This window comes from Streptomyces sp. A1277, from assembly GCF_004795015.1.
Classification (GTDB): domain Bacteria; phylum Actinomycetota; class Actinomycetes; order Streptomycetales; family Streptomycetaceae; genus Streptomyces.
In genome coordinates, this window is sequence record NZ_SSBI01000033.1 from 23,370 (window position 1) to 47,313 (window position 23,944).

2 protein-coding genes are annotated in these 23,944 nt (G+C 75.0%); both read left to right on the top strand.

The window, feature by feature from the left end:
- The first annotated feature begins 106 nt into the window (after positions 1-106).
- Complete coding sequence (locus tag E6R18_RS21785; RefSeq protein ID WP_136318587.1) at positions 107-10,039, top strand: type I polyketide synthase; 9,933 nt, start codon at positions 107-109, stop codon at positions 10,037-10,039.
- 1 nt (position 10,040) lies between these two features.
- On the top strand, positions 10,041-23,927 hold the full coding sequence (locus E6R18_RS21790) for a type I polyketide synthase (RefSeq protein ID WP_136318583.1): 13,887 nt from the start codon (positions 10,041-10,043) through the stop codon (positions 23,925-23,927).
- Positions 23,928-23,944: the final 17 nt, after the last annotated feature.

Sequence of the window (23,944 nt, forward strand, 5' to 3'; positions counted from 1 at the left end):
GGAGATCTTCCGGTTCTCCGCCGGGCTGGGCACGTGAGCGGCGAATGGAGGAGCACGACGTGCATCAGGCCACGCGGTCCGGACGAGGGGGAAACCGATGAGTCCCATGAATGAGGAACGGCTGCGCGAGTATCTGAAGCGCGCCACCTCCGATCTGCAGCGCTCCCGCCAGAAGATCGCGGAGTACGAGGAGAAGAGCTCCGAACCGATCGCGATCGTCGGCATGAGCTGCCGGCTGCCCGGCGGGGTCGCCTCGCCGGAGCAGCTGTGGCAGCTCGTGACCGAGGGCACCGACGCGGTCTCGGAGTTCCCGGCCGACCGCGGCTGGGACCTCAAGTCGCTGTACGACCCCGACCCCGACCAGCCCGGCACCTGCTACTCCACGCAGGGCGGATTCCTCCACGACGCCGCCGAGTTCGACGCCGAGCTGTTCGGGATGAGCCCGCGCGAGGCCCTGGCCACCGACCCGCAGCAGCGGCTGCTCCTCGAAGCCTCCTGGGAGGCGCTGGAGCGCGGCGGGATCAGCCCCGCCTCGCTGCGCGGCAGCCGTACGGGTGTGTACGTCGGCGTGATGTACAACGACTACGCCACCCGGGTGCGCCAGGCGCCGCGCGGCCTGGAGGGCTACATCGGCAACGGCAGTTCGCCGAGCATCGCCTCGGGCCGTGTCGCCTACACCCTCGGCCTGGAAGGGCCCGCGGTGACCCTGGACACGGCGTGCTCCTCGTCGCTGGTGGCCCTGCACCTCGCCTGCCAGGCCCTGCGGTCGGGGGAGGCCACCCTCGCGCTGGCCGGCGGGGTGACCGTCATGTCCACCCCGGTCGCCTTCGTGGGGTTCAGTCGGCACCGGGGCCTGTCACCGGACGGGCGCTGCAAGTCCTTCTCGGAGGGCGCCAACGGCACGGGCTGGTCCGAGGGCGTCGGCCTGCTGGCCCTGGAGCGCCTGTCGGTGGCCCGCCGCAACGGCCACCCGGTGCTCGCCGTCATCCGTGGCAGCGCCATCAACCAGGACGGCGCCAGCAGCGGCCTCACCGCGCCCAACGGGCCCTCCCAGCAGCGCGTCATCCGGCAGGCGCTGACGAGCGCCGGGCTCACCACCGCCGACGTGGACGCCGTCGAGGCGCACGGCACCGGGACCCGTCTCGGCGACCCGATCGAGGCCCAGGCACTCATCGCGACATACGGCCAGGACCGCCCCCGGGACCGGCCGCTGTGGCTCGGATCGCTCAAGTCGAACCTGGGGCACACCCAGGCCGCCGCCGGTGTGGCCGGTGTGATCAAGATGGTGCAGGCGATCCGGCACGGCAGCCTGCCGAAGACCCTGCACGTGGCGGAGCCCTCCCAGCACGTCGACTGGTCCGCCGGGCGCGTACGCCTGCTCACCGAGGCCCAGCCGTGGCCCGAGGCGGACCGTCCCCGCCGCGCCGGGGTCTCGGCGTTCGGCGTCAGCGGCACCAACGCGCACGTGATCGTGGAAGAAGCCCCGGCGGAAACGGAGTCCGCCGCCCCGCCGGACGGCGGGGCACCGCTCCCCGTCGTCCCCTGGGTGGTCTCCGCGAAGACCCCCGAAGGTCTCGCCGCCCAGGCGCGCCGGCTGCTGACCGGCGTCGCCGGGCACACCCCCCAGGACATCGGCTACTCGCTGGCCACCACCCGCGCCTCCCTGGAGCGGCGCGCGGCAGCGGTGGGAGCGGACCCGGAGCAGCTGCGGAACGCGCTCACCGCGATCGCGGACGGCGCGACCACCGGAGCCGGCGTGGTGGCAGGACCGCCCCTCGGCGGACCGGTCGCCTTCATGTTCAGCGGCCAGGGCTCCCAGCGCCCCGGCACGGGCCGCGGACTGTACGCCGCCCACCCCGTCTTCGCTCGGGCGCTGGACGAGATCTGCGCGCACTTCGACACCGGCTCCGGGACCCCGCTGAAGACGGTCATGTTCGAGGACACCGGCCTGCTCGACCGCACCGAGTACACCCAGCCGGCCCTGTTCGCGCTCGAAGTGGCGCTGTTCCGGCTGCTGGAGTCCTGGGGCGTACGGCCCGACCACCTCATCGGCCACTCCATCGGCGAACTCGCCGCCGCCCATGCCGCGGGCGTCCTCTCCCTGCCGGACGCCTGCCGACTGGTCGCCGCCCGCGCCCGGCTGATGCAGGCACTGCCGGGCGGCGGCGCCATGGTCGCCGTACGGGCCACGGAGGCGGAGGTCGCCGGGCTCCTCGGCGAGCGCGTCTCGATCGCCGCGATCAACGCGGCCGGTTCCGTGGTGCTCTCCGGCGACGAGGACGAAGTGCTGCGCGTCGCCGCCGGGTTCGGCGACCGCGACACCCGCCGCCTCAACGTCAGCCACGCCTTCCACTCGCACCGCATGGACGGGATGCTCGAAGAGTTCCGCGCGGTGGCGGAGACGGTGGAGTACCGCAGGCCGGACATCCCCGTCGTGTCGAACCTGACGGGGCGGCCCGTCGAGGAGTTCACCGCCGGCCACTGGGTGCGGCACGTGCGCGAGACGGTCCGCTTCGCCGACGGCATCGACCGGCTGCGCACGCTCGGTGCCAGGCGGTTCGTCGAAGTGGGCCCGACCGGCCCGCTCTGCGCCGCCGTCGCCGCCGACCTGCCCGCCCCGAACCTGGTGGAGCCGCTGCTGCGCAGGGACCGGCCGGAGTCCGAAACCCTCATTGAGACACTGGCCCGCCTCTGGACGAGCGGGATCGCGGTCGACTGGCCCGCGTTCTACGAGGGCAGCGGCGCCCGCCGCGCCGACCTGCCCACCTTCGCCTTCCAGCACCGCCGCTTCTGGCTGGACGCGCCCGTCGCCCGCCGCGACCCGGAGCCCGGCCACCCCGTCCTCGACGTGCGGCTGGAACGCGCCGACGCGGACGGGTTCGTCCTCGGCGGCGAACTCTCCGTCCTCGCCCAGCCCTGGCTGGCCGACCACCGCGTCGCCGACCGCATCCTGGTGCCGGGCACCGCGTTCCTGGACCTCGCGCTGTCCGCCGGCGCCCGGGCGGGCGCTCCCCGGGTCGAGGAACTCGTGCTGGCCGAGCCACTGGCGCTCGACGCCGACGACCGGATCGCCCTGCAAGTGGTGGTCGGCGCCGCGGACCCCGCGGGCCGCCGCCCCGTCACCGGCTACGCACGGCCGCAGACGGACGCCCGGGACCGGCCGGACCTGCCGTGGACCCGCCACTTCACCGGCACCCTGACCGCCGCGCCGGACGCCGCCGTATCCGGGCCCGCCGTCTGGCCGCCGGCCGGTGCGACGCCCCTGGACATCGGGGACCTGTACGAGGAATTCGCCCTGAGCGGCCTCGAGTACGGGCCGCTGCTGCGCGGGCTGCGGGCCGCCTGGCGGCTCGGTGACGAGATCCACGCCGACGTCGAGCTGCCCGAGTCCCGGCACATCGAGGCCGAGCGCTTCGCCGTGCACCCGGCCCTCCTCGACGCCGCCCTGCACGCGTCCGCCCTCGCGGCCGACACCTCGGCCACCGGGGCGATCCCCTTCACCTGGACCGGCGTCAGCGTCCACACCCCGGGTGCCACCGCACTGCGCGTCACGCTCGGCCGGTCAGGCCAGGGCTCGCTGACGCTGACCGCGACGGACACCGCCGGGACGCCCGTCGTGTCCGTCGACTCACTGCTCGTACGCCCCCTGGCGGGCGGGCGGCCCCGCCCCGCGCCCCGCCACCGCGACACGCTGTTCCGCGTCGACTGGGTGGAGGTCCCCGCCGGCCCCGCGACCGGGGGCGGGCTGCCGGACGTCGTGGACCTGCCGGGCGGCCCCGCGCTCGCCGAAGACCCGCACGAGGCGGTGCGCGACGCCCTGCACCGCACCCTCGCGCTGCTGCACGGCCTGCTCGCCGAGCCGGCGGCCGACGACTTCGCCCCGCTCGTGCTGCGCACCCGCGGCGCGGCACGGCTGCCCGGCGAGAGCGGGGACATCGACCCGGTCGCCGCCGCCGTGCAGGCCCTGGTGCGCTCGGCGCAGTCCGAGAACCCGGACCGTTTCGTCCTCGTGGACGCCACCGACGACGAGCCGGAGATCCCGGCCGGGGCCCTCCCGGACGACGAGCCGTCGCTCCTGTGGCGCGACGGCCGCTGGTACGCGCCCCGCCTCGTGCGGCCCGAGCCCCGCCCCGAGGAGACCGCCCCCGCCCTCGACCCCGAAGGAACGGTCCTGGTCACCGGCGCCACCGGCCGGCTCGGCCGCGCGCTGTGCCGGCACCTGGTCGAGGAGCACGGCGTCCGGCACCTGCTGCTGACCAGCCGCTCCGGGCCCGGCGCCGCGGACGCCACCGAACTGACCGCGCTGGACGCCGAGGTGAGCCTCACGGCGTGCGACGTGGCGGACCGGGACGCGCTGGCGGCGCTGCTCGCCACCGTGCCGCCCGAGCACCCGCTGACCGCGGTCGTCCACCTGGCCGGTGTCCTCGACGACGGCATCATCCAGTCCCTGACGCCCGAGCGCATCGACGCCGTACTGGCCCCGAAGGTCCACGGCGCGATCAACCTGCACGAGCTCACCCGGGACCTCGGCCTCTCGGCGTTCATCCAGTTCGCCTCGGCCGCAGGACCCTTCGGCGGCCCCGGCCAGGGCAACTACTCCGCCGCCAACGCCTACCTCGACGCCCTCGCCGCGCAGCGCCGGCGGGAAGGGCTCCCGGGCCTGTCGCTGGCCTGGGGGCTGTGGGAGGGCCAGGACGGCATGGTCGGCGGCCTCAGCGACCTCGACCTGCAACGGGTCGCCACCTTCGGCGTCCTCACCCTGAGCGGCCCCGAAGGGCTCGCCCTGTTCGACACGGCCCTCGGGCGCCCCGAGGCCAACCTGGTGCCGGCCGCCTTCGACTTCCCCGTACTGCGCGAGCAGGACGGCAACCAGACGATGCACGCGCTGCTGCGCGGCCTGGTCCGCCACGAGCGGCCCGCGACCGGCCCGGCAGCGGCCCGCCCGGCCCGGATGATCGACCTGGTCAGGGCCCGGGTCGCCGCCGTGCTGCGCTACGCGTCGGCGGGCGCGGTCGACCCCGACCGGGCCTTCTCCGAACTCGGCTTCGACTCGCTGATGGCCGTCGAACTGCGCAACGCGATCAGCGAGCAGACCGGCTTCAGGCTGCCGGCTTCGATCATCTTCGACCGGCCCACCCCCGCCGCCCTGGCCGAGCACCTGGAGTCCCTGGCGGCCGGCCCCGGGACGAAGCCCGCCGCCCGGACCGCGCCCGTCCCGGCGGCCACCGGGACGGCCGACGACGAGCCGATCGCGATCGTGTCCATGGCCTGCCGGCTGCCCGGCGGCGTCGAGACACCGGAGCAGCTGTGGGAGCTGGTGCTGCGCGGCGAGGACGCCGTGGGGCCGATGCCGGACGACCGCGGCTGGGACCTCGACGCCCTGTTCGACCAGGACGCCGACCGGCCCGGCACCAGTTACGCGTCCGAGGGCGGCTTCCTCACCGGCGCCGACCGGTTCGACCCGACCCCCTTCGGCATCTCACCCCGCGAAGCCCTGGCGATGGACCCGCAGCAGCGACTGCTGCTCGAATCCTCCTGGGAGCTCTTCGAGCGGGCCGGTCTTCCGGCCCGCTCCCTGCGGGGCAGCAGCACGGGCGTGTTCATCGGCCTGATGTACACCGACTACGCGAACCTGATGCAGGGCCTCGACCACGACCTGGAGGGCCACCTCGGCACCGGCACCGCCGGCAGCGTCGCCTCCGGGCGGCTCTCCTACACGTACGGGCTCGAGGGCCCGGCCGTCACCGTCGACACCGCCTGCTCCTCCTCCCTCGTCTCCGTGCACATGGCGGTCGCAGCCCTCCGCGCCGGTGAGTGCTCGCTCGCCCTGGCCGGCGGCACCACCGTGATGTCCACCCCGACGGTGTTCGTGGAGTTCAGCCGGCAGCGCGGCCTGGCCACAGACGGCCGCTGCAAGCCGTTCGCGCAGGGCGCCGACGGCACCGGCTGGGGCGAGGGCGTCGGCCTGCTGCTCCTGGAGCGGCTGTCCGACGCCCGCCGCAACGGGCACACCGTGCTCGGCGTCGTACGCGGCTCCGCCCTCAACCAGGACGGCGCCTCCAACGGGCTCACCGCCCCCAACGGCCCCTCGCAGCAACGAGTGATCCGGCAGGCCCTCGCCAACGCCGGCCTCGACGCGGCGGACGTGGACGCCGTCGAGGCGCACGGCACCGGCACCCCGCTCGGCGACCCCATCGAGGCGCAGGCGCTGCTCAACACCTACGGCCGGGAACGCAACGACGGCGCCCCGCTGCTGGTCGGCGCGCTCAAGTCGAACCTCGGGCACACCCAGGCCGCCGCCGGTGTCGCCGGAATCATCAAGACCGTCCTGGCCATGCGCCACGGCGTCCTGCCGAAGATCCTGCACCTGGACGAGCCGTCCACCCGGGTCGACTGGGACTCCGGCGCCGTGCAGCTGCTGGACAGCAATCAGGACTGGCCGGACACCGGACGTCCGCGCCGGGCCGCGGTGTCCTCCTTCGGCATCAGCGGCACCAACGCCCATGTGATCCTCGAACAGGCCCCCGAGGCGCGGGACGACCGGACCGACGAGCAGCCGGCGCCCCCGGCAGCCGTCGCCTGGACCCTGTCCGCGCCGACCGCACCGGCGCTGCGCGCGCAGGCACACCACCTGCTGCCGGCCGTGCAGGAACGCGCGCCCGTGGACGTGGGGCTGACCCTGGCCACGACCCGGTCCGCCTTCGACCACCGTGCGGTGATCGTCGGAGCCGACCGGGGCCAACTGCTCGACGGGCTCCAGGCCCTCGCCGCCGGCGAACCCAGCGCGCACGTCCTCGAGGCGGTGGCCCGCCCGGCGAGCCGCCCGGTGTTCGTCTTCCCAGGACAGGGCTCCCAGTGGGCCGGCATGGCCGCCGAACTCATCGACACCACACCCAGGTTCGCCCGGAGCATCGCCCGCTGCGAGGCCGCGCTCGCCGAGTTCGTGGACTGGCGGCTCACCGACGTGCTGCGCGGCGCGCCCGGCGCGCCCGGTCTCGACAGCGACGACGTGGTGCAGCCCGCGACCTTTGCCGTCACCGTGTCACTGGCCGAACTGTGGCGCTCCTACGGCGTCGAACCGGCCGCCGTCGTCGGCCACTCCCAGGGCGAGATCGCCGCCGCCTGCTTCGCCGGCGCCCTGTCCCTGCGCGACGCCGCCCGCGTGGTCTGCCTGCGCGGCCGGGAGGTCACCGCGCTCGCCGGGCTCGGCGGCCTGCTCTCGGTGGCCGCCCCGCAGGCCCGCGTCGAGGAACTGCTGACCCCGTACGCGGGCCGGCTGCACATCGGCGCGGTCAACAGCCCCGGCGCCCTGGTGATCTCCGGGGACGCGGACGCCCTGGAGGAGTTCGCCGCCGAGTGCGCGGCCCAGGACATCCGCACCAGGACCGTCCCGATCAACTACGCCTCCCACTCCCCGCACGCGGACGCCGTCGAGGACCGCCTCGCGGAAGTCCTCGCACCCATCACCCCCTCGGCGCCCGAGGTGCCGTTCTTCTCCACCGTGACCGCCGACTGGGCCGAGGGCCCCGTCTTCGACGCCTCGTACTGGTTCCGGAACCTGCGCCTGCCCGTGCGCTTCGCCGACTCCGTGCGGGCGCTCGCCGACGAGGGCTTCGGACCGCTGATCGAGGTCAGCGCCCACCCCGTGCTGACCGGCGCCGTCGAAGAGACCCTCGCCGACCGCGACGACGCGGTCGCCCTCGGCTCGCTGCGCCGCTTCGACGGCGGGCCTGCCCGCTTCCTGCGCTCGGTCGGCGCGGCCCACGCGGCGGGCGTGACCGTCGACTGGACCCAGGTCTTCGAGGGCACCGGAGCCCGCCGCACCGACCTTCCCCCGTACGCCTTCCAGCGCCGCCGCCTGTGGCCGGACTTCAAACAGACCGAGGCGCGGGCCGCCGACCCGGTCGAGGCCGAGTTCTGGCGGGCCGTACGCCACCAGGACCTCGACGCGCTCGCCGAACACACCGGCCTGGCGCGCGGCGAGCTGGAACCCGTGCTGCCCGCGCTGTCCCGCTGGCACACCGGGCACCAGGTCCGCGCCACGCTCGACGGCTGGCGGTACCGCACCCAGTGGGAGCCGGTCCCGACGACGGACCAGGGCATGGCGTCCGGAAGCTGGCTCGTGCTGCGCCCCGCCGAGGGGGACCACCCCCTCGCGGACACCGTGGCCGGGGCACTGGCCCTGACGGGCGCCGACGTGATCGACGTACCCGTGGACACGACCGGGAGCGACACCCCCGCGGTGGCCCGGCGGATCACGGACGCGCTCGGCGACCGGCGCCCCGCAGGCGTGCTCTGCCTCACCGGCCTGGACGACAGCCCCCACCCCGACCACCCGGCCGTGACCGCCGGGCTCACCTCGGTCCTGGCCACGGTCCGGGCCCTGACCGCACTCGACCTCGACGCCCCGCTGTGGCTGGCCACCTCGGGGGCCGTGGGGTCCGGACCCGACGACCCGCCGCGCCACCCGGCGCAGGCACTCGTCTGGGGCACGGGTGTGGTGCTCGGCCTCGACCAGCCCCGCCGCTGGGGCGGACTGATCGACCTGCCGGACGACTTCGACGCCGACAGCGCCCGCCACCTGGCCGCCGCGCTCTCCGGCAGCACCGGCGAGGAACAGCTGCTGATCGGAGCCTTTGGCCTGCTCGCCCGCCGACTGGTCCGCGCCCCCGCCGAAGGCCCCGCGACCCCCTGGAAGCCCCGGGACACCGTCGTGATCACCGGCGGCACCGGCGCGCTCGGCAGCCGGGCGGCCCGCTGGGCCGCACGTTCCGGCGCCGATCGCATCGTCCTGGTCAGCCGGCGCGGTGAGGCCGCCGAAGGCATGCCCGAACTGCTCAACGAACTGGTCGAATCGGGCGCCGACGTCGTCATCGCCGCCTGCGACCTGGCCGACCGTGCCGCCCTCGGCGACCTGTTCGACAAGATCGGCTCCGACGGCCCGCCGATCCGCGCGGTCCTGCACGCCGCGGGCACCAGCGGGCGCGAGCTGCCCGCCGAGGAGCTGACCCCCGCCGAACTCGCCGCCGTACTGGCGCCGAAGGTGACCGGCACCCGCCACCTCGCCGACCTCACCGAACACCTCGAACTCGACGCCTTCGTCCTGTTCTCCTCCAGCGCCGGCACCTGGGGCAACTCCGGCCGGATCGGCTACGCGGCGGCCAACGCCCACCTCGACGCCTTCGCCGCCGAACGCCGCGCCGCCGGCCTGCCGTTCGTCTCCCTGGCCTGGGGCGCCTGGGACGGCGGCGGCATGGTCGACGCGGAGACCGCCACCCATCTGCGCCGGTCCGGCAACCGGCAGATGGACCCCGACCTCGCCATCACCGCGCTCGCCGACGCGGTGGGCCGCCGCGACCGCAACCTGCTCATCGCCGACATCGGCTGGCAGGACTTCGCCCCCGCGTACACCGCCGCCCGCCCCAGGCCGCTGATCCTCGGCGTGCCCGAGGCGCGCGAGGCGCTCACCGAGCCGGAGACGGCCGCCGCCGAGAGCGACGACGCGACCGAACTCGTCCGCGAACTGTCCGGGCTGGACACCGGCGAGCGGGAACGGCTCCTGCTCGACCGGGTCAGGCGCGAGGCCGCGGTGGCGCTCGGCCACGACTCCGTCGCCGAGTTGCAGTCCGACCGGTCCTTCCGGGACCTGGGCTTCGACTCGCTGACCGTGGTCGCCCTGCGCAACCGGCTGTCCGCGATCACCGGCCTGAAGCTCCCCACCACCCTGGTCTTCGACCACCCCACCTTCCCGGCCCTCGCCCGCTATCTGACGACCCGGCTGTTCGACACCGGCGGTGGGACGACCGCGCAGAGCCCCGAAGAGGCGGCCACCTGGTCGGCCCTGCGCACCATCCCGCTGAGCAAACTGCGCGAAACCGGGCTGCTCGACGTCCTGCTGGAGCTGGCCGAGGCCCCGCACCAGCCCGACGCCCCGGAGCCGGAGACCGAGGCGGACGCCGTGGACCGCATTGACGACATGAACGTGGCCGACCTCGTCGAACTGGCACTCGGCACCGACACCCACGTACGGGAAAGCTGACATGACCGCACCTTCGGACAAGATCGTCGACGCGCTGCGCGCCGCACTGCGTGACAACGAACGGCTCAAGCAGCGCAACCAGCGCCTGGAGCAGGTCGCGCGGGAGCCGATCGCGATCGTGGGCATGGGCTGCCGGCTCCCCGGCGACGTCGACAGCCCCGAGCGGCTGTGGCAGCTGCTCACCGCGGGCGAGGACGCGATCTCGCCGTTCCCCGACCGGCCCGGCTGGGAGCTCGACGCGCTCTTCGACCCGGACCCCGACCGGCGCGGCACCACCTACGTCACCCAGGGCGGCTTCCTGCACGACGCCGACCGGTTCGACGCCGGGTTCTTCGGCATCAGCCCGCGCGAGGCCCTGGCGATGGACCCGCAGCAGCGGCTGCTCCTGGAGGTCGCCTGGGAGACCCTGGAGAGCGCCCGCATCTCCCCGGCGACCCTGCGCGGCACCGCCACCGGAGTCTTCACGGGAGCCACCGGCCAGGACTACGGGCCCTTTGTCCACGAGTCGGGCATCGACACCGAGGGCTACCTCGCCACCGGCGTCGCCACGAGCGTCGCCTCCGGCCGTATCGCCTACGTCCTGGGACTCGAAGGCCCCGCGGTCACCGTGGACACCGCCTGCTCGACCTCCCTGGTCGCCCTGCACCTGGCCGTGCAGTCCCTGCGGTCCGGCGAATGCTCGCTGGCCCTGGCCGGCGGTGCCCAGCTGATGGCGAGCCCGTCCACCTTCCGCGAGTTCAGCCGACAGCGCGGCCTGGCCCCGGACGGCCGGTGCAAGCCGTTCTCGGACGACGCGGACGGTACGGCCTGGAGCGAGGGCGTCGGCCTGCTCCTGGTCGAGCGCCTTTCGGACGCCCGGCGCAACGGCCACCGGGTGCTTGCCGTGGTCCGAGGCACCGCCGCGAACCAGGACGGCGCGTCCAACGGGCTGACCGCCCCCAGCGGCCTCGCCCAGCAGCGCGTGATCCGGCAGGCGCTCGCCAACGCCGGGCTGACCCCCGCTGACATCGACGCGGTCGAGGCGCACGGCACGGGCACCACGCTCGGCGACCCGATCGAGGCCGAGGCGCTGTTGGCGACGTACGGCCAGGAACGCCCGGCCGACCAGCCGCTGTGGCTGGGCTCGATCAAGTCGAACATCGGTCACGCGCAGGGCGCCGCCGGTGTCGCGGGTGTGATCAAGATGGTGCTGGCGATGCGGCACGGTGTGATGCCGAAGTCGCTGCACGTGGGTACGCCGTCGTCGCATGTGGACTGGTCGGCGGGTGCGGTGGAGCTGCTGGCGGAGGCCCGTGAGTGGCCGCGTGGTGAGCAGCCGAGGCGTGCGGGTGTGTCGGCGTTCGGGATGAGCGGGACGAACGCGCACGTGATCCTGGAGGAGGCGCCTGCCCCGGAGGCTGCGGAGCCGGTGCCTTCGGTGTCGTCGTCGTCGGTGGTGCCGTGGTTGCTGTCGGCGCGGGGTGTGGCTGCGCTGCGGGGTCAGGCGGAGGCGCTGGGTGTGCTGGCCGGCGCTGATCCGGTGTCGGTGGGGTGGTCGTTGGCGACGACGCGTGCGCGGTTCGAGCATCGGGCTGTGGTGTTGGGTGCGTACGGGGCCGGGTTGGGCGCGTTGGCGGGCGGTGAGCCGTCGGCTGGTGTGGTGTCGGGCGTGGCTGGTCCGGTGGGTCGGTCGGTGTTCGTGTTTCCGGGTCAGGGGGCGCAGTGGGTGTCGATGGGTGCCCGGTTGTTGGGTGAGTCGCCGGTGTTCGCGGGGGTTGTGGCCGAGTGTGAGGCTGCGATGTCCGGGTTGGTGGATTGGTCGGTCACCGATGTGCTGCGGGGGGCGGTGTCCTTGGAGCGGGTCGATGTGGTTCAGCCGGCTTCGTTCGTGGTGATGGTGGGTTTGGCGGCGGTGTGGCGGTCGTTCGGTGTCGTGCCGGCGGCTGTGGTGGGGCACTCGCAGGGGGAGATCGCCGCCGCGTATGTGGCGGGGGCGTTGTCGCTGGAGGATGCGCTGCGGGTGGTCTGCGTGCGCAGTGGGGCGATTGCCGGGTTGGCGAGCGGGGCCGGGACGATGGCGTCGGTCGGTGCCGGTGTCGTCCAGGTGGAGGAGATTCTTTCCGCCTGGGGTGGTCGGGTGTCGGTTGCTGCGGTGAATGGTCCTTCGCAGGTGGTGGTCTCGGGTGAGGTCGCCGCCGTGGAGGAGGCTGTGGCCCGGTGCGTGGAGTTGGGGTTGCGGGCTCGTCGTATCGCGGTGGATTACGCGTCGCACTCGCCGGCCATGGACGTGCTGCGCGATGAGCTGGCCACGAGCTTGGCGGGTATCACTCCGCGTGCGGGCACGATTCCGCTTCTGTCGACGGTGACGGGTGAGTTCATCGACGGCTCCGGGATGGACGCCGACTACTGGGTGACCAATCTTCGCTCCCAGGTTCGTTTCGCGGAGGCGATCGAGAGGCTGGCGGCCGAGGGTTACGGCGTGTTCGTGGAGGTCTCCTCGCACCCGGTGCTGTCGGCGGCGGTCGAGGAGATCGCGGACGAGGCTGTGGTCACCGGTTCGCTGCGACGCGACGACGGGGGCTTGGACCGGTTCCTGGCGGGTGTGGCGGAGCTGTGGGTCCACGGCGTGGACGTCGACTGGACGACCGCCTTCCCCGAGCCCCGTCCCGCCCCCGTCGATCTGCCCACGTACGCCTTCCAACGGCAGGCGTACTGGCCGGAGTCCGCCACCGACGAGTCATCCGTCACCGCTGAGGGGACCGCCGCCGACCGGGAGTTCTGGGCGGCCGTCGAGCGGGCCGACGCGGAGGCGTTGGCCGGCACGCTGGACGCGGAGGCATCGGTCATCGGTCCGCTGCTGCCCGCGCTCGCCGACTGGCGGCGCAAGCAGCGTGAGCAGGACACCACCGACTCCTGGCGCTACGAAGTGAAATGGCGCCCCTGGCGCACCGGCGACGGGCGGCCCGAGCTGACCGGGACGTGGCTGGTGGCCCTGCCGGAGAGCGAGGCCGGAACCGAGCACACCGCCGCCCTCCTCGACGCCCTGCGCACGCACGGGGCCGACGTACACACCCTGGTGCTGGCGGACGACGGCGCCGAGCGGCCAGTCATCGCCGAACGGCTGCGCGCCCTCGCCCCGCAGCCGGCCGGGGTGCTGTCCCTCGCGGCGCTCGACGAGCGCCCGCTCCCCGGGCAGCCCGCCGTGCCGGCCGGGCTGGCCGCCACGGTCGCGCTGGTCCAGGCACTCGGTGACGCGGACGTCGCCGCACCGCTGTGGCTCGCCACGCGGGGCGCGGTCGGCATCGGCTCCTCCGATCCGCAGCGCAGTGTGCGGCAGGCGGCGGTCTGGGGGCTCGGCCGGGTCGTCGGGCTGGAGCATCCCGACCGCTGGGGCGGGCTGCTCGACCTGCCCGAACTCCTCGACGCCCGGGGCGCGGAGCGGCTTGCCGCCGCGCTCGCGGACGGTACCGAGGACCAGGTCGCGGTGCGCGCCTCCGGCTCCTTCGTGCGGCGCCTCGTGCACGCCCGGCCCGAGGACGCACGGGCCCGCCGCTGGCGGCCGCACGGCACCGCGCTGGTCACCGGCGGTACCGGCGGGATCGGCGCGGAACTCGCCCGGTGGCTCGCGGCCGAGGGCATCGACCACCTGATCCTGGCCGGCCGGCGCGGCGCCGACGCGCCCGGGGCGGCGGAACTGCGGGACGAGCTGACGGCGCAGGGCGTGGGCGTCACGCTCGCCGCCTGCGATGTCGCGGACCGCGCGGCGCTCGCCGGGGTGCTCGGCCTGGTGCCCGACGAGCACCCGCTGACGGCGGTCGTGCACGCGGCGGGCGTCGGTGAGTTCGCCCCGCTGGCCGAGCACGGCCTCGCGGACCTCGCGGACGTCCTGGCGGCGAAGACGCTCGGCGCCACCCACCTGGACGACCTGCTCGGCGACCGGCCGCTGGACGCGTTCGTGCTGTTCTCCTCCAGCGCCGGCGTCTGGGGCAGCGGCGGCCAGGCGGTCTACGCGGCGGCCAACGCCCACCTCGACGCGCTCGCACACGACCGGCGGTCCCGAGGCCGGGTCGCCACCTCGGTCGCCTGGGGCGCCTGGGGCGGCGCGGGCATGGCGGCCGACGACACCATGGCCCGCCATCTGGGCGCCCGGGGCATCCGGCCGATGCCGCCCGCCTCCGCCTTCGCCGCGCTGCGCGCCGCCGTCGAGCGTGACGAGACCGCCGCGGTCGTGGCCGACATGGACTGGGAGCGGTTCGCCCCGGCCTTCGCGTCGGCCCGCCCCCGCCCGCTGCTCGACGAGCTTCCCGAGGCCGCGAAGGCCCTGGCGGCCGGGCAGCCGGAGCCGGGAGAGGACCGGGCCGACGACACACTGCGCCGCCGACTGGCCGGCCTGACACGGGGGGAGCAGCAGCGCGAACTGCTGGACCTGGTGCGCGCCCACGCCGCCGCCGTGCTCGGCCACGCGGACGGCGACGCCATCGAGCAGGGCCGCGCCTTCCGCGAGCTCGGCTTCGACTCGCTCACCGCCCTGGAACTGCGCAACCGGCTGAACGCCGCCACCGGCCTTCGGCTGCCCGCCACCCTCGTCTTCGACCATGCCCAGCCCCGGCTGCTCGCCTCCTTCCTCCACACGGAACTCGTCGGCGAAGCGGGCGCCGCGCAGGACACCGGCGTACCGGACGGCGGCCGGGCGGCCGACGAGCCGATCGCCATCGTCGGCATGGGCTGCCGCTACCCGGGCGACATCCGCTCGCCGGAGGACTTCTGGGCGCTGCTCTGCTCCGGTACGGACGCGCTGTCGCCGCTGCCCTCCGACCGGGGCTGGCCCTCCGACATCGGCGGGGTCCGCGAGGGCGGGTTCGTCCACGACGCGATCGACTTCGACGCGGCCTTCTTCGGTATGAGCCCGCGCGAGGCCCTGGCCACCGACCCGCAGCAGCGGCTGCTCCTCGAAACGGCCTGGGATGCCTTCGAGCACGCCGGAATCGACCCGTCGTCGGTGCGCGGCAGCCGTACGGGCGTCTTCATCGGCTGCAACGGCATGGGGTACGGCAGCGGGCTGCCGTCCGTCCCCGACGAGGTCAAGGGGCACCTCCTCGTCGGCAACGCCACCAGCGTCGTATCGGGCAGGGTCGCCTACACGCTCGGCCTGGAGGGCCCGGCGGTCACCCTCGACACGGCCTGTTCGTCCTCCTTGGTCGCGCTGCACTGGGCCGCCCAGTCGCTGCGCTCCGGCGAGTCCACGATGGCCCTCGCGGGCGGTGTGGCCGTGCTGGTCACACCGGACAGCTTCACCGAGTTCAGCCGCCAGGGCGGCCTGGCCGCAGACGGCCGCTGCAAGGCGTTCTCCGACGACGCGGACGGCACCGGCTGGGGCGAGGGCGCCGGTGTGCTCGTCCTGGAACGGCTCTCGGACGCCCGGCGCAACGGCCACCGGGTACTGGCCGTCGTGCGCGGCACCGCCACCAACCAGGACGGTGCGTCGAACGGCCTCAGCGCCCCCAGCGGCCCCGCCCAGCAGCGGGTCATCCGGCAGGCGCTGGCCACCGCCGGTGTCTCGGCCGCCGAGGTGGACGCGGTCGAGGCGCACGGCACGGGCACCAGGCTGGGCGACCCGATCGAGGCGCAGGCCCTGCTCGCCACGTACGGCCAAGACCGGCCCGCCGGCCAGCCGTTGTGGCTGGGTTCGGTGAAGTCGAACCTCGGCCACACGCAGGCCGCCGCCGGTGTCGCGGGCGTCATGAAGATGGTCCTGGCGATGCGCCACGGGACCCTGCCGCAGTCCTTGCACGTCGGTACCCCGTCGTCGCACGTGGACTGGTCGGCGGGCGCGGTGGAGCTGCTGTCAGAGGCACGGGAATGGCCCGCCGGGGACCGGCCGAGGCGGGCCGGTGTCTCCGCCTTCGGTATCAGCGGCACCAACGCGCACGTGATCCTCGAAGAGGCGCCCGCCGAACCGGAGCCCGTCCGGGGCGAGGCCCCGTTGCCGGTCGTGCCGTGGCTGGTGTCGGCCCGGTCGCGCGAGGCCGTCGTGGCCCAGGCCGGCCGGCTGCGGTCCGGGGTGGACGACCGGGAGGCGGCCGATGTCGGCCTCTCCCTGGCGACGACCCGGGCAGCGCTGGAGCACCGCGCGGTCGTGCTCGGCAGCGACGCGGACGAACTGCTCGACCGGCTGGGCGCCTTGGCGGCCGGTGAGCCGGTGCCGGGCACGGTGACGGCGGCGGCCGGTGACGGCCTGACCGGGTTCGTGTTCTCCGGCCAGGGCGGTCAGCGCGTCGGCATGGGCCAGGAGCTGGCGGCGGCCTACCCCGCCTTCGCGGACGCCCTGGACGAGGTGTGCGCGCACTTCGACGGGCTGCTCGACCGGCCGCTGCGCGAGGTGGTGTTCACCGACGCGGAGGCGTTGGGGACGACGCGGTGGGCGCAGCCCGCGCTCTTCGCGGTCGAGGTGGCGTTGTTCCGGCTGGTGGAGTCGTGGGGGGTGCGCCCGGACTACCTGGTCGGCCACTCGGTGGGTGAGCTGGCCGCCGCGCATGTGGCCGGGGTGTTCTCGCTGGCGGATGCGTGCCGACTGGTGGCCGCACGCGCCGGGCTGATGCAGGCACTGCCCGCCGGCGGTGCGATGTGGGCGGTACGGGCCACGCCGGAGGAGGTCACTCCGCTGCTGGTGGAGGGCGTCTCGGTGGCGGCGGTGAACGCCCCCGGCCAGGTCGTCCTGTCCGGTACGCGCGAGGCGGTCGAAGCGGTCGCCGCGGGCTTCGAAGGCCGCCAGGCACGCCGGCTGGACGTCAGCCACGCCTTCCACTCGGCGCTCATGGACCCGATGCTGTCCGAATTCACCTCTGCCGCAAGTGAGTTGACGTACGAAAGCCCGCGCATCCCGATCGTGTCGACGCTGACCGGCGAGCCGGTCGCGGACTTCTCCCCGGCCTACTGGGCGGACCAGGTGCGCGGCACGGTGCGCTTCGCCGATGCCGTCACCCGCCTGAAGGCCCTGGGCGTGACCCGCTTCGTGGAACTCGGGCCGGACGCGAGCCTGGTCGGGGCCGTCGAGGGAGCGTACGAGGGCGCCGCTTCGGTGGTCTCGCTGCTGCGCCGGGACAAGCCGGAGCCCGTCACCGCGGTCACCGCCCTGGCCCGGCTGTGGGCGTCCGGTGCGGAGGCCGACTGGGAGGCGTTCTTCGCCCCGGCCGGAGCACGGGTCACGGACCTGCCCACGTACGCCTTCCAGCGCCGGCGCTACTGGCTCGGCGCCGAACCCTCCGGGGCCCGGGACGGCTGGAGCCACCAGGTCGTCTGGCGCCGGATCACCGAGCGGCACGGCCGGCTCGCCGGACGCTGGCTGCTGCTGGCGCCCGAGGACGGGGACCCCTCCGTCGCCGCGCTCGCCCAAGGACTGCGGGCCAACGGCGCGCAGCCCGAGCCGGTCGCCCTCGCCCCGGACACGGACCCGGCGGAACTGCTCGGCGGGTACACCGGCGTGGCCGGAGTCGTCTGCCTGCCGACCCGGGCCGCCGGGCCCGGACCGGGCCGGGCCGGCTGGCTCGCGGAGGTGGTGCGAGGGCTCGGCACCGCCTCCGTCACCGCGCCGCTGTGGTGCGTCACCAGCGGTGCCGTCGCCACCGGTGACGCGGACGCGGCACCGGACCCCGAGCAGGCCGCCGTCTGGGGCCTGGGGCGGGTGGCCGCGCTGGAACACCCCGACCGCTGGGGCGGGCTGGTGGACGTGCCGGCCCGGCCGAGCGCGCGGGACCTCGAACGGCTGGCCGGTCTGCTGGCCGGGGGCAGCGGCGAGAACGAGATCGCCATCCGCTCGGCGGGCCTGTCCGTACGGCGCCTGGAGCGCACCACCCGGCCGGCCGGCGAGACGGGCGGACTGCCGCTGGGCGGCACCGTCCTGGTCACCGGCGGTACGGGAGCGCTGGGCGGCCACGTCGCCCGGTGGCTGGCCGGCCACGGCGCCCAGCACCTCGTACTCGTCGGCCGTCGCGGCCCGGACGCGCCCGGCGCGGCCGCGCTGCGCGACGAACTGGCCGAGGCCGGGACCCGTGTCACCCTCGCGGCCTGCGACGTCTCCGACCGGGACGCGCTCGCCGCGCTGATCGGCGGACTCGAGAGCGACGGCGTCCGCATCGACGGTGTCGTGCACGCCGCCGGTGTGGTCGACGACGGACTGCTCCACACCATGACCCGCCGTCAACTGGCGGACATCTGGGCATCGAAGGCGACGGCCGCCGCGCACCTGAACGAGCTGCTCGGTGAGCGGCAACCGGCCGCCTTCGTCCTGTTCTCCTCGCTGGCCGGCACCCTCGGTGCGGTCGGCCAGGCGGGCTACGCGGCGGCCAACGCCTACCTGGACGCCCTGGCCGAGACGCGCCGGCGCTCCGGCCGGCCCTCGCTGTCGGTCGCCTGGGGCCCCTGGGCCGGTGACGGCATGGCCGCCGACGACGGCCTCGCGGAGCGGATGCGGCACACCGGGCTGAACCCGATGGACGCCCCGGCCGCGCTCGCCGCACTGGAGGACGCACTGACCGGCGACGCGCCGTGCGCGGTGATCGCCGACGCCGACTGGGCGCGGATGTCCGCCGGCCGGCCGAGCGGCCTCCTCACGGAGCTGGGCGGCCCGGCGGGCACCCCCGCCGAGGCACGGGGCGACGTACCGACGCTGCGGCGCGAGGTGCTGGCCCTGCCCGGACAGGCGCGGCACGCCGCACTGCTGGACGCGGTGCGCGCCGAGGCCGCCGAGGTGCTCGGGCACGCGTCCGCCGCCGCCGTCGAACCGGAGGCCGCGTTCTCGGCGCTCGGCTTCGACTCGCTGCTCGCCCTGGACCTGCGCGGCCGGCTCGCCGCGCTCACCGGCCTCGTCCTGCCCGCCACCCTCGTCTACGACCACTCCAACGCCGACGCGCTCGCCCGCCACCTGCTCCAGGAGCTGACCGGCACCGCAGACGCCCCCGACGACAACCTCCTCCCGGCGGCCGTGGCGTCGGCCGACGACGAACCGATCGCCGTGGTCGGCATGAGCTGCCGGTTCTCCGGCGGCATCCGCACCCCCGAGGAGCTGTGGCGGCTGCTCACCGCCGGGGCGGACGGCATCGGCCCGTTCCCCGAGGACCGGGGCTGGGACACCGCCGGCCTGTACCACCCGGACCCCGCCCACGAAGGCACCTCGTACGCACGGGAGGGCGGCTTCCTGCACGGCGTCGCGGACTTCGACGCCGACCTGTTCGGCATCAACCCGCGCGAGGCGCTGGCCATGGACCCGCAGCAGCGCCTCCTCCTCGAATGCTCCTGGGAGGCGTTCGAGCGGGCCGGCGTCGACCCGCGTTCCGTACGGGGCAGCCGCATCGGCGTGTTCGCCGGCACCAACGGCCAGGACTACCCGGTGGCCCTGCACAACTCCGAGGAGAACGTCGCCGGTTACATCGCCACCGGCAGCTCCGCGAGCGTGTTCTCCGGCCGGATCTCGTACACGTTCGGGCTCGAGGGCCCGGCCATGACCGTGGACACCGCCTGCTCCGCTTCCCTCGTCGCGCTGCACCTGGCCTGCCAGGCGCTGCGGGCCGGCGAGTGCAGCGCCGCCCTGGTGGCCGGTGCGTCCGTGATGAGCACCCCCGGCGCGTTCGTGGAGTTCAGCCGCCAGCGCGCACTGTCGCCTGACGGCCGCTGCAAGGCGTTCTCCGAGGACGCGGACGGCACCGGCTGGGGCGAGGGCGCGGGCGTCCTCATGGTGGAACGCCTGTCCGACGCGCGCCGCAACGGGCACCCCGTGCTCGCCGTGATCCGTGGCACCGCCGTCAACCAGGACGGTGCGTCGAACGGCCTCAGCGCGCCCAGCGGCCCCGCCCAGCAGCGGGTCGTCCGCCAGGCGCTCGCCGCGGCCCGCCTCACCCCGCAGGACGTCGACGCGGTGGAGGCACACGGCACCGGCACCAAGCTGGGCGACCCCATCGAGGCGCAGGCACTGCTCGCCACGTACGGGCAGGACCGGCCCGAGGACCAGCCGCTGTGGCTCGGCTCGCTCAAGTCGAACATCGGCCACACCCAGGCGGCGGCCGGTGTCGCCGGAGTCATCAAGACCGTCCTGGCCCTGCGGCACGCCACCCTGCCGAAGACCCTCCACGTCTCCACCCCCACCTCGCACGTCGACTGGGAGAGCGCGCGGGGCGGGGGCGTACGGCTCCTCACCGAGCAGCGCGCCTGGCCCGACCTCGGCCGCCCGCGCCGCGCAGGCGTCTCGGCCTTCGGCGTCAGCGGCACCAACGCCCACGTGATCCTGGAGCAGGCGCCCGAGCGGACGTCCGAGCCGGCGCTCCCGGACGCCGACCCCCGCACCGCCCCCTTCTCGGACGCGGTGCTGTGGACCCTGTCCGGCAAGACCCCGCAGGCCCTCGCCGACCAGGCCACCCGGCTGCTGTCCGGCGTCACCGGCCCGGACGCACCGGCCCCCGCCGCCGTGGCCCGGGCCCTGGCCACCACGCGCGCGGCGCTCGACCGGCGCGCCGCCGTCATCGGCACCGGCCCCGACGAGCTGCTGGCCGGCCTGACCGCGCTCGCCGATGGCCGGGAGGCCGCCCACGTCGTCACCGCGACGGCCGGCTCGCCCGGCAGGACCGTGTTCGTCTTCCCCGGCCAGGGCGCCCAATGGACCGGCATGGCCACCGAACTCGCCGCCTCCTCAGCGGTGTTCGCCGCGAAACTCGCCGAGTGCGAGGAGGCCCTTGCCGAGTACGTCGACTGGAAGCTGACCGACGTCCTGCGCGGCGCGCCCGGAGCCCCCGGATACGACCGGGTGGACGTCGTCCAGCCCGTCCTGTTCGCGGTGATGGTCTCCCTCGCCGACCTCTGGCAGTCCTGCGGTGTCCGCCCGCACGCCGTGATCGGGCACTCCCAGGGCGAGATCGCCGCCGCCTGCGTGGCCGGCGCCCTCTCCCTGCGCGACGCCGCCCGGGTCGTCGCCCTGCGCAGCCGCGCCCTGACCGCACTCGCCGGAAGCGGCGGCATGGTCTCCGTGATGCTCGCGCCCGAACCCGCCGCCGACCTGGTCGCCGGCTACGACGGACGCTGCTCGGTCGCCGCGGTCAACGGACCCGCGTCCGTGGTGATCTCCGGCGACGTGGACGCCCTGGACGAACTGCTGGCCCACTGCGAGAGCAACGGCGTACGGGCCAGGCGCATCCCCGTCGACTACGCCTCGCACAGCGCCCACGTCGACCGCATCGAGGAGGAGGTCCGCACGGCACTGCGCCCGATCCGGCCCCAGCGCCCCACGATCCCCATGCTGTCCACCGTCACCGGCGAGTGGATCGAAGGTGAAGAGGTGGACGCCGACTACTGGTTCCACAACCTGCGCCGTCCCGTGATGCTCGACCCCGTCGTACGCGTCCTCGCAAGGCAGGGCCACCGCGGCTTCCTGGAGATGAGCCCGCACCCCGTCCTGACCGTCCCGGTCCGGGAGACCGTGGACGATCTGGCCGAGGGCGCCCCGGCCGCCGGGCAGGTCTTCGTCGGCGGTTCGCTGCGCCGCGACGACGGGGGCCCGCGCCGGTTCGCGACCTCGCTCGCGGAGGCGTACTGCTCCGGCATGGACATCGACCGGTACGCGGTCACCGCGGGCTCGGAGGGCGGGGAAACCGCCCGCGTGGAGCTGCCGACGTACGCCTTCCAGCACCGCCGCTACTGGCCGCGCCCGGCGGCGGCCGCCCCGGAAAGGGCCGCAGCCGATCCGGTGGACGACACCTTCTGGACGGCCGTCGAGAGCCAGGACGCCGACGCCCTCGCGGACACCCTCGGCGTCGGCGCCGCCGCCCTCGGCGAGGTGCTGCCCCAGCTGTCCGCCTGGCGGCGCACCAGGCGGGACGCCGCCGCGCTGGACGCCTGGCGCTACCGCGCCGTGTGGCGCCCGCTCCCCGAGCAACGGCCCGCACGCCTGTCCGGCACCTGGCTCCTGCTCACCCCCGCCCTCTCCGGCGCGGCCGTGAGCGAGGTCGCGGCCTGGTGCGAAACGGTCGGCGAGGCCCTGGCGGCCGCCCCCGGCGTCACCCTGCGGACCGTGACCGTCGACGCGGCGGCATCGACCCGCGACGCGCTCGCCGGACTGCTGCGCGCCCACCAGGCGGAATCCGGCGCCCTGCGCGGCATCGTCTCCCTGCTCGGCACCGACGTACGCCCCCACCCGGAGCACCCCTCGGCGCCCGCCGGCGTCGCGGCGACCCTGCGACTCGCGCAGGCACTCACCGACACGGACGGCGACGCGCCCCTGTGGCTGCTGACCCGCGCCGCCGAACTGGCCGTCCCCGACGACCGGCTCACCGACACCGCCGGGCGGCAGATCTGGGGCCTGGGCCGGGTCATCGGCCTGGAGCAGGCCGACCGCTGGGGCGGCCTGATCGACCTGCCCGCCGCACTCGACGGACCCGAAGGACCCGACGCGGAACGGCTGCGCCAGGTCCTGGCCGACAGCGGCGACGAGGACCAGATCGCGGTGCGCCGCCAAGGCGTCCTCGTACGGCGGCTGGTACCGGCGCCACTCGGCGACACCCCGCCCGCACGGCCTTGGCAGCCCCGGGACACCGCCCTCATCACCGGGGGAACCGGCGGACTCGGCGCCCACATCGCCCGCTGGCTGGCCGCATCCGGCGCCGGGCACCTCGTGCTCACCAGCCGCCGGGGACCCGACGCACCCGGCGCCGAGGAACTGCACAAGGAACTGACCGCGCTCGGCGCCCGCGTGACCATCGCCGCCTGCGATGTCGCCGACCGCGCCGCGCTGGCCGCTCTCCTGGCCGAACTGCGCGACGACGGCCTGCGCGTTCGCACCGTCGTCCACGCCGCCGGAGTCGTCCAGGCCACCCCGCTCCCCGAGATGAGCCTCGCCGAGTGCGCGGACGTGCTCGCCGCGAAGGCCCTGGGCGCGACCCACCTGGACGAGCTGTTCGGCGAGTTCTTCGACGAGGCCGACCTGGACGCGTTCGTGCTGTTCTCGTCCAACGCCGGCGTCTGGGGCAGCGGCGGCCAGGCCGCCTACGCCGCCGCGAACGCCGCCCTCGACGCCCTGGCCCAGTCCCGCAGGGCACGGGGCCGCACCGCGACCTCGGTCGCCTGGGGCGCCTGGTCCGGCAGCGGCATGGCCGCCGACCCGGCGGCCGAGGAACAGCTGCGCCGCCGGGGCGTCAACGCCATGGCCCCCGGCCGGGCCGTCGCCGCACTGCGACAGGCCCTGGAGCACGACGAGACGCTGCTCACCGTCGCCGACATCGACTGGCCGCGCTTCGCGACCGGCTTCACCGCCGCCCGCCCCCGGCCCCTGCTCACCGAACTGCCCACCGGCCGCCCCGCGGCGGACGACCCCGGCCCCGAGGCGCCCGCCCAGCCGGACGCGGAGTTCGCCGACCGGCTGCGCGCCATGGTGGCGGCGGAACGGGACGCGGCCCTCCTCGGACTCGTACGGTCCGCCGTCGCCGCCGTCCTGGGCCACGACGAGCCCGACGCCATCGAGGTGGACCGGCCCTTCAAGAGCCTCGGGTTCGACTCGCTGACCTCCGTGGAGCTGCGCAACCGGCTGACGACGGCGACGGGGGTGAAGCTGCCCGCCACGCTGGTCTTCGACCACCCCACGGCCCTGGACCTCGTCGGAAGGCTGCGCACCGGGCTCATCGGCGAGCAGCCCGAACAGCTTTCGCCGGACCAGGCAGTTCTTCAGGAGCTGGACAAGATTGAAGCCGGAATTTCAGCTCTTTCCCCAGACCACGACCTCGACACCGTTCAAGCGCGGCTGCGGAGCCTACTGTCGGCGCTGGGGGACAGGCAGACCGTGGATGACGAAGTGCCCGTAACCCGCAAGTTGGAGACAGCGACAGACGACGAGCTGTTCGAATTCATCCACAGGGAGTTCGGTAAGTCTTCCTGAGCGAAAGCCGAAGCTAC